Origin of the sequence: Oleiagrimonas sp. (assembly GCF_027858935.1) — a bacterium.
In the GTDB taxonomy this organism is placed as follows: domain Bacteria; phylum Pseudomonadota; class Gammaproteobacteria; order Xanthomonadales; family Rhodanobacteraceae; genus Oleiagrimonas.
Genome location: NZ_JAQIBU010000011.1, coordinates 1 through 8,777 on the forward strand (window position 1 = coordinate 1; position 8,777 = coordinate 8,777).

General features: G+C 63.1%; 9 protein-coding genes. 4 read left to right on the forward strand and 5 right to left on the reverse strand.

The annotated features are described in order from the left end of the window. The first annotated feature begins 1 nt into the window (after window position 1). Window positions 2-793 carry a peptide chain release factor N(5)-glutamine methyltransferase gene (gene prmC / locus PF446_RS00555; protein WP_298068648.1) on the forward strand — a complete coding sequence of 264 codons (792 nt, stop codon included), beginning with the start codon at window positions 2-4 and terminating at the stop codon, window positions 791-793. Between the two features lie 113 nt (window positions 794-906). Here the strand turns inward: prmC and dxs are convergent, their stop codons facing one another. After that, complete coding sequence (gene dxs, locus PF446_RS00560; RefSeq protein ID WP_298068650.1) at window positions 907-2,793, reverse strand: 1-deoxy-D-xylulose-5-phosphate synthase; 1,887 nt, start codon at window positions 2,791-2,793, stop codon at window positions 907-909. A gap of 132 nt (window positions 2,794-2,925) precedes the next feature. Then, window positions 2,926-3,519 (reverse strand): HNH endonuclease, encoded by a 594-nt coding sequence (locus tag PF446_RS00565; protein WP_298068652.1) that lies wholly within the window; start codon window positions 3,517-3,519, stop codon window positions 2,926-2,928. A gap of 290 nt (window positions 3,520-3,809) precedes the next feature. On the opposite strand from PF446_RS00565, the gene PF446_RS00570 reads away from it, so the two are divergent. Next, window positions 3,810-4,589, forward strand: a complete 780-nt coding sequence (locus PF446_RS00570) for a SapC family protein (RefSeq protein WP_298068655.1) — start codon at window positions 3,810-3,812, stop codon at window positions 4,587-4,589. A 99-nt stretch (window positions 4,590-4,688) separates the two neighbouring features. Here the strand turns inward: PF446_RS00570 and PF446_RS00575 are convergent, their stop codons facing one another. The 3 genes from PF446_RS00575 to PF446_RS00585 all read right to left on the reverse strand — a co-directional run bounded on the left by PF446_RS00575 (window position 4,689) and on the right by PF446_RS00585 (window position 7,583). After that, window positions 4,689-5,168: a GNAT family N-acetyltransferase gene (locus PF446_RS00575; protein ID WP_298068657.1), complete on the reverse strand. Its 480-nt coding sequence runs from the start codon at window positions 5,166-5,168 to the stop codon at window positions 4,689-4,691. 137 nt (window positions 5,169-5,305) lie between these two features. After that, complete coding sequence (locus tag PF446_RS00580; protein WP_298068659.1) at window positions 5,306-7,084, reverse strand: acyl-CoA dehydrogenase C-terminal domain-containing protein; 1,779 nt, start codon at window positions 7,082-7,084, stop codon at window positions 5,306-5,308. A gap of 34 nt (window positions 7,085-7,118) precedes the next feature. Beyond that, on the reverse strand, window positions 7,119-7,583 hold the full coding sequence (locus PF446_RS00585) for a hypothetical protein (RefSeq protein ID WP_298068660.1): 465 nt from the start codon (window positions 7,581-7,583) through the stop codon (window positions 7,119-7,121). A 132-nt stretch (window positions 7,584-7,715) separates the two neighbouring features. Here PF446_RS00585 and PF446_RS00590 point away from each other — a divergent pair, with 132 nt between their 5' ends. Both PF446_RS00590 and PF446_RS00595 read left to right on the forward strand, forming a co-directional pair. Then, window positions 7,716-8,186, forward strand: coding sequence for an SET domain-containing protein-lysine N-methyltransferase (locus PF446_RS00590; protein ID WP_298068665.1), 471 nt, complete (start codon window positions 7,716-7,718; stop codon window positions 8,184-8,186). 54 nt (window positions 8,187-8,240) lie between these two features. Further along, window positions 8,241-8,768, forward strand: coding sequence for a GreA/GreB family elongation factor (locus tag PF446_RS00595; protein WP_298068663.1), 528 nt, complete (start codon window positions 8,241-8,243; stop codon window positions 8,766-8,768). The last annotated feature ends 9 nt before the right edge of the window (window positions 8,769-8,777 follow it).

Genomic DNA, 8,777 nt, shown 5'->3' on the forward strand with positions numbered 1-8,777 from the left:
TCTGGATTCGCGCGTTGACGCCGAGTGGCTGATGCTGCATGCGTTCGATGTTGATCGCGCCTGGCTGTTTGCGCATGCGCTTTCCCCGGTCGCCGCCGAACAGGCGCAGCGTTTCGACATCCTGGTCGAACGACGCGTGGGCGGTGAGCCGGTGGCCTATATCCTGGGCCGTAAGGGGTTCTGGAGCATGGATCTCCAGGTCACGCCTGCAACCTTGATCCCTCGTCCGGAGACCGAGCTTCTGGTTGAACTCGCACTCGAGCGCATCCCCGCCGATATGCCCGTTGCCGTGGTGGACCTGGGTACGGGCAGCGGCGCTATCGCCCTGGCACTGGCAAAGGAGCGTCCGCGGGCGCGCGTGCTGGCGACCGACCGGTCGGCGAACGCGCTGGACATTGCCCGTGGCAATGCGCAACGCCTCGGCCTGGAGCGTGTCGCATTCGCGCAAGGGTCATGGTGCGCACCCTTGCATGGGCAGCGCGTTGACTTGATCGTGTCGAATCCGCCGTATATCGAGCACGATGACGTTTACCTTGCCCGGGGCGATCTGCGTTTCGAGCCCCGTGATGCCTTGGCTTCCGGCGTGGACGGCCTGGAGGCGATCCGTGACATCGTGGCGCACGCTGGCGCGCATCTGTCCGATGGCGGATGGCTGCTCCTCGAGCACGGCTGGAAACAGGGCGCGTCCGTGCGCCTTTTGCTTGAGGAGTCCGGTTTTATTGATTTCTTCACGGCCCGCGACCTGGAGGGGCGTGAACGCGTGTCGGGAGGGCGGGTCCGATCGGATCAGTGATGCAGCAGCTGTGACCCAGGCCAGGTCTCGGGGAGTTTCCCTGGCTCGCCGAACGGTTCCACAGAAAAGGCCCGCAGCTTGGCGGCCCTTTTGCTTCTGCGGTGCAGCTGGTATCAGCCGTTTGCTGCGTTGCATTGCGCCAGCTGCGGGAAGCGCACGCGGATGGCGTGGCGCATCGAGGGCAGGTCCAGGCCGGCCATGCTGAGCACTTCCTCTCGGCTGCCGTGTTCCAGGAAGGCGTCGGGCAGGCCCAGGTGCAGAATCGGAATCTCCACGCCGTGCGCGGACAGGCACTCGGCCACGCCGGAACCGGCGCCGCCGGCAACGACATTGTCTTCCAGGGTCACCAGCGCCTCGTGTTCACGCGCCAGTGTCAGGATCATGTCCTCATCCAGCGGCTTGACGAAGCGCATGTTCACCAGAGTGGCGTCCAGTTCGGCAGCCAGTTCGGCGGCCGGTGCCAGCATCGTGCCGAAGGACAACAGCGCCAGACCATTGCCGCGCCGGCGAAGTTCGGCCTTGCCGATCGTCAGGGTTTCCAGGCCCGCGTGGATGGCTACGCCGGGTCCGGTGCCGCGCGGGTAGCGCACCGCGGCTGGTCCCGCATGGCAGAAGCCTGTTGTGAGCATGCTGCGGCACTCGTTCTCGTCGGCTGGAGCCATGACCACCATGTGTGGCAGGCAGCGCAGGTACGTCAGGTCGAAACTGCCGGCGTGGGTGGCGCCGTCGGGACCGACCACGCCACCACGGTCGATCGCATAGAGCACGTCGAGGTTCTGCAGGGCCACGTCATGGATGGCCTGGTCATAGGCGCGTTGCAGGAAGGTGGAGTAGATCGCGACCACAGGCTTGGCGCCCTCGCAGGCCATGCCTGCGCCCAGCGTGACCGCATGCTGTTCGGCGATGCCGGCATCGAAGTAGCGATCGGGAAATTCCTTCGAAAAGCGCACCAGCCCCGACCCCTCGCGCATGGCCGGGGTGATGCCGTACAGACGTTCGTCGGCAGCCGCCATGTCGCACAACCAGTCACCGAAGACCTGGGTGTAGGTTTGCTTTCCGGTGCCCTTCTGGATCACTCCGGCCTGTGGATCGAATGGTCCCACGGCGTGATAGTCGATTTGCGCGTTCTCGGCCGGTGCGTAGCCCTTGCCCTTGGTGGTGATCACGTGCAGCAGTTGCGGGCCCGGCAGATCCTTGACCGTCTGCAGGGCGGTCACCAGGGATTCCATGTCGTGGCCGTCGATCGGGCCGGTGTAGTGGAAGCCCAGCTCTTCGAACAGCGTCGAAGGCATGAACATGCCCTTGGCGTGTTCCTCCCAGCGCTTGAAGAATCGACCCGCAAAGGACTGTTTGGGGATGGCGCGCTTGGCCCGTTCACGCCAGCTGTTGAGCGTGCGGCTGGCCAGCAGACGCGCCAGGGTCTTGGTCAGGGCGCCGACGTTCTCGCTGATCGACATGCCGTTGTCATTCAGGATCACAAGCAGGTTCGGCTCGATGTCGCCACCATGGTTCATGGCTTCGAAGGCCATGCCAGCGGTCATCGCGCCATCGCCGATCACCGAGACGACCTTGCGGGCATCGCCACGCCGCTGATTGGCGATCGCCATGCCCAGCGCAGCGGAAATCGAGGTTGACGAATGGCCAACCCCGAAGGTGTCGTAGACGCTTTCCCCGCGGCTCGGAAAAGGGGCCAGCCCATCTTTTTTCTTGATCGTGGTGATCCGGTCCCGGCGACCGGTAAGGATCTTGTGCGGGTAGCACTGGTGGCCGACGTCCCACACCAGTCGATCCTCGGGCGTGTTGAACAGCCAGTGCAGGGCTACGGTCAACTCGACCACGCCGAGGCCGGCACCGAAGTGACCACCGGAACTGGCCACCGATTCGATCAGATAGGCGCGAAGCTCATCGGCCACGTCCCGGAGCTGGCCCTGCTCGAGTGCGCGCAACTCGGCCGGACTTTCTATCCGGGCCAGAAGTGGATAACGGGCAGCATCAATCATCTGGACATTTTCGCACCAACCGCGACACATGTCCCGTGCTTCGCGTGACCCACACTTGCAGGCGCAAGATCAGGAGGGAAAGCCGGGCCAAGGCGGGATGCTCGACGGGAATGAAGCCTGGGCAAGGGGCGCTCAGGCCGGCCGGCGCTTGCGCGGCAGGTGGCTGACCAGAAATTCCATCTGGTCGGCCAGGATGTTGCGGTTTGACAGAATCAGGTGTTCGACCCAGCTGGGTCGGTAGGGTACGGCCAGCAGCGGCATGTGAGCTTGCTGCGGAGTGCGATTGCCCTTGTGCAGGTTGCAGTGGGTACAGGCGGTGACCACGTTCTCCCAGATGTCACGCCCGCCCCGGGAGACCGGCATGACATGGTCACGGGTAAGGGTACCGCGCGCGAAATGCTCGCCGCAGTACATGCACAGGTGCTTGTCGCGGGCAAACAATGCATTGTTGGTCAGAGCGGGTGAGGGCGAGATGGCGTGAGCGCGGCAGTGTCCGCTGCTGGCAACGATGGGGTGCAGTTGCAGGATGGTCTGGGTGCCGGTCAGGCGGCTGGTCCCGCCATGTACGGTCAGGCAGGGGTCCCCCAGGGTCCAGGCCACGGCATCGCGCACATACAGGCAAACGGCATCCTGCCAGCTGATCCAGTCGAGGATGCGTCCGCCGGCGTCCAGGGACAGCACCCGGGTGGAGTGCAGGTCCCGCATGTTCGAATCTTCCGTCAGCATCTGCGTATCGATCCCTGCGTGTCGGGGCGAATCTGCTTTCCTGCCGGCAGGCATGGTCACCGGGGTGGCCGAGCCTGTTTCCTGATTTTCATCCGAGCATAGCCCAAAAACAGCGGTTTTTAACAGTTTTCCGTCGTTAGTAGGCTTGCGGCTCGGGATCCGGACGCGGCCGTGGTCTTACCGCCGGTGTGACGCACTGGTATGATCAAGGATTGACCCAAAAACCGACGCCGGTTTTCAAGCACACCATCAGGAGTGATCCGGCGCGGCGGCAGCGAGGATTCATCAACGTGAGCGAAGTTATTTTCTACGAGCGCCCTGTGCCGCTCAACCGCGAGTCCCACAAGGACCTGCGTCTCAAACCGATGCCGAATTTGCAGTTTTCGGCCAAGGCGCATTCGGTGCCACTGGCATGCGTCGAGTTTGCCTCCGCAGCACACGACGTGCCGGTGCTGTTCGCCGGCAACAGCGTGGATGACGCCACCCCGGTGGCACTGACGGGTGTGCGCCAGGATGAAAATCTCATGGTCGATGCGCAGGGGCACTGGGCCGATAGCAAGTATGTGCCCGCTTTCGTGCGTCGTTATCCGTTCATACTGGCCGAAAAGCCGGCTGGCGAAGAGGGCAACGACTTTGCCGTGTTTCTGGACGAGGCCTCGGAGGCCTTCAGCCAGGATGATGGCGAGCGGCTGTTCAATGAGGACGGAAGCGACGGCGAAGTGATGAAGAATGTCGTCAACTTCCTGACCGACTACCAAAGCCAGATCAACCGCACCCGCCAGTTCATGAGCCGCCTGCGCGCGCTCGACCTGTTGGTTGGACGCAACATCGAGATCAAGCTTCCGGGCAACAACATCGTCCTGAACGGCTTGTTCGTGGTCGACGAGGAAAAGCTTCTCAAGCTCGATGCCGAGACTGTTCACGGGATGCTGCAGGATGGCACGCTCGCTTTCGTTCACGCGCATCTGTTCTCTCTGCCGTGCCTGGATTTCCTGATCCATCGTCTGCGCATGCGCATGACGCCGGAGGAACTGGCACAGATGGAGAAGGCCGAAAAGCCAGAGCTTTGATCCTGGCCACAAGCTCTGATATCCGGCCATGTGTAAATGAAAACGCCCATCCAGCCGTATGGGCGTTTTCATTTGCGGGGTCGATCCGGTTTTGGCGGATCAGTCCAACGGCAGGGCCATGCGCAGGAGGTCGACTCCGAAACCGGCTGCTTCATACATCTTACGGGCCCGCTCGTTGCCCGGAAAGACCGCGAGAGTCAGCATGTGGCAGTGATGTGCGGAAGCCCACTCGCGGGCATGGTCGAGCAGGGCGCGTCCGATGCCACGACCATCCTGTCCCGGTGCAACGGCCAGATCGGAGATATGGACGTTGCTCCTGCCATTGAAGAAATCCCGGTTTTTCTGCAGGTGGATGAAGCCCAGGCGACGTCCGCTGTCGGCATCGACCAGTACAAAGATGAAGCTGTTGGCAGGCGAGTCCTCGAGGTGGCCGGCGATATCCTTGCGGATACCCTCGATGCACTCGTTGCGCCGCCGCCAAGCAGGTAGCGGAAAGTCCACGAAACGCGGGACGAGGCCGATGATGAAGTCATCATCGTCGGGACTGGCAAGACGGATCTGGAACACATTGTCGCTCATGGAGGATGACTGTTGACGGTTCGGGATGCGATGTTGCGCCTTTCTACACTGTTGCGCGTGGATGTGAAAGTCCCGCAGGGTGGATGTTGTCCGTGCCGCCATGGTCCAGCATGGGTCCTGCACGGACTGGCAGGGCTTCAGTGCACTTCGGGCAGGCCCTCAATGCCGGACTTCATGGCGGCCAGATGGGCATGCGTGCGCGGCAGGATGCGGGCAAAGTAGAAGCGCGCGGTGTCCAGCTTGGCGGTGCGGCCGGCTTCCGGCAAGGCTGATTTTCCGGCGACAGCGGCAGTCCGCGCCCAGATCCAGGCCAGCACGATGTAGCCCGAATAAAACAGGTAATCGACTGCTGCGGCACCGATCTCTTCAGGGTTGGACTGCGCGCGTTTGCCCAGATCCTGGGTCAGGTCGCTCCAGGTCTTGGCGTGCACCGCCAGCGGCCCGACAAACTCACCCAGCGCCTCGTCCCCTGCATGCGCCTGGCAGAATGCGGCGATGTCCCCCAGCAGGTGTTTCAGGCCGGCGCCCTGCAACTGCATCACCTTGCGGCCGAGCAGGTCCAGGGCCTGGATCTGGGTGGTGCCTTCGTAGATGGTGGTGATACGGGCGTCGCGCGCAAACTGTTCGATGCCGTATTCGGCGATGTAGCCGTGGCCGCCGTAGGTCTGCATGGCGTGATACGTGCACTCGACCGAGATCTCGGTCAGCAGGCCCTTGCAGATCGGGATCAGGAAGCCCAGCACTTCGCCAGCGCGTGCGCGTTCAGCGTCGTCCGTGCTGCGCTCGTGGATGTCGCTCTGCAACGCCGCATAAAGCACCAGTGCGCGGCCCCCTTCGGCGAAGGCCCGCTGGGTCAGAAGCATCCGGCGTACGTCCGGGTGCACGATAATCGGATCGGCCGCCTTGTCCGGGGCCACCGCGCCGGACAAGGCGCGCATCTGCAGGCGCTCGCGGCAGTAGGCCAGGCTGTTCTGCAAGGCCCGTTCGATCAGGGAAAGCCCCTGGATGCCGACCGCCAGTCGCGCCGCGTTCATCATCGTGAACATGGCCGCCAGCCCCTTGTGTGGCTGCCCGATCAGGTAGCCCTCGGCACCGTCGAAGTTCATCACGCAGGTGGCCGAGCCCTTCAGGCCCATCTTGTGTTCGATCGAGCCGCATGCCACGGCGTTGCGCTCACCCATCGCACCGTCGCGGCCCACCTTGAACTTGGGCACGATGAACATCGAGATGCCGCGGCTTCCTGCCGGTGCGTCAGGCAGGCGCGCCAGGACCAGATGCACGATGTTCTCGGCCAGGTCGTGTTCGCCTGCAGTAATGAAGATCTTGGTGCCGCTGATGCACCAGGTGCCCTCGGTCTTTCCTGCCACGGCATGCGTCTTCAGCAGTCCCAGGTCCGAACCGGCTTGCGGCTCGGTCAGGCACATGGTGCCGGTCCAACGGCCCTCGACAAGCGGTTTGAGGAAGACCTCGCGCTGCCATTCCTCAGCGTGCGTCAGCAGGGCGTCACTGGCACCATTGGAGAGCAGTGGATAGGTGCCCCAGGCCAGATTGGCCGAGTCGATCATTTCCTTGACCAGCACGCCGATAGTGTGCGGAAGATTTTGGCCGCCGTAGGCCTCGGGGGCGTTCAGTCCGGGCCATCCACCCTCGACGTATTGCGCGTAGGCCTGCTTGAATCCCTTGGGCGATGTCACCGTGGCGGTCTCGGCGTCGAAGTGACAGCCCTCGGCATCACCGCTCTGGTTCAGCGGTGCCAGGACCTGCTCGTTGAAGCGTCCGGCCTCCTCCAGTACCGCATCAATCAGCTCGCGATTGATGACCTCGCCACCACGCAGGCCGGCCATCGTGGCATCGGCACCGAGCAGGTCGTAGAGGGCAAATCTCATGTCTTGGATCGGGGCGACGTATCGGGTCATCAGGCATCCTTGGAATCGGGTCGAATGGTTTCAGTCAGCGCCAGGTGTCGACCAGGCCGGGTACCGGCGAGAACCAGTCCTTGCCCTGGACCTTGAATATCCTGGTGGAGGTGTCCTGGTCCGGGAGGGCAGTGGCGGTACCAGCCAGGCTGTAGGACACCGCAGCATTTTTAGCCAGTGCCCTGGCCGCCTGCGCGGACGGCGCGATGGTGACATCGGCAATATCCACAGAGAGTGCGGGAATATCGAGATGGATCTTTGCAAGGATCCGGCCTGCGTTCTTGCCATCGATCTTCATGTGCAGATCCAGTCCTGTGAACAGGACGCCGGTGTAGCTGTTGTTCTGGATGCGCACTTGCATCTTCCATTGTCCGTCCGCGGTCACATGCAGTTGCTGCACGCTGACCAGTGGCGGAAACACACTCTTGCGAACCGGGCCGCAGGCCCCCAGGACGAGCAGGGTGGCAGCGACCACGAGGATCGGCAGGATGCGTTTCATGCGCGGCTCCAAACGGTTGTTCGAATTTCGATTCTAACGCTCACGCGCATCCCCGGTACACGACTTCGGTCAAATGGACTTGCAATCGCCGGCAGGCCGGGCATGATGCGCATCTTTGCGCGAAGAACCGAGATGCCCCGACGCATTGCCGCCCGCCGCTCACCAATTCATGGCAATGGCGTGTTCGCCGTGGCTGCAATCACCCGCGGCGAGCAAGTCATCCAGTACAAGGGTAGATTGATCACGCATGATCAGGCCGACCGCGAATACGGCGATGGCGCCGATACCGGGCATACCTTCCTGTTCACGCTAAACGACGACTACATCGTCGACGCCAACATTGGCGGCAACAGTGCGCGCTGGATCAACCACAGTTGCGACCCGAATTGCGAGGCCCTGATCGAGGAAGCCGGGGATGGCGATCCGAAGCACGACAAGGTGCTGATCCAGGCCATCCGCAACATCAAGCCGGGCGAGGAGCTGACCTACAACTACGGCATTGTGCTCGAGGTCCCGCACACGGCGAAGATGAAGAAGCTGTGGGCGTGCCGCTGCGGTTCTCCCAACTGCACCGGTACGCTGCTGCAGCCCAAACGGGGTTGAATCCTGCTTGCAGCGCGTCCATGTCTCCAATGTTGCTTTTGGAATCATGAAGATATGAACCGCGCTTTCGTCAAGGAATCGGACACCCCGGCCGGCATTGAGCTGCCGGAACGTCCGCTCAGCCCGCACCCCAACTACGTCACGCCCTCCGGGATGGCGCAATTGCGCACCCTTCTTGCGGATGCGAGGGCGCGCAAGGGCGCGCTCGAGGCCAGGGGTGAAGATATGGAGGCACGTACCGAGTTGCAGTCGCTCAAGCGCGACCTGCGCTGGCTGGAGAGCCGCGTGGGCAGCGCGCGACTGGTCGATCCGGAGGACCAGCCGCGTGACCGTGTGGCGTTCGGCGCCACCGTGGACGTAGCCGAAAATGAGCGCCAGCAGACCTACCGCATCGTCGGCGAGGAAGAGGCTGACGCCGAACAGGGCTGGGTCAGCTACGTCTCGCCTCTGGCGAAGGCACTGCTGGGCGCGCGAATCGGCGACGAGGTGGTGTGGAACCGTCCTGCCGGAGATCTTTGCATCGAGGTGCTCGGAATCCGCTACGAGGACGCGCAGGCGGCAAGCCCCCCGCAGTCCCCGTAACGGACCACT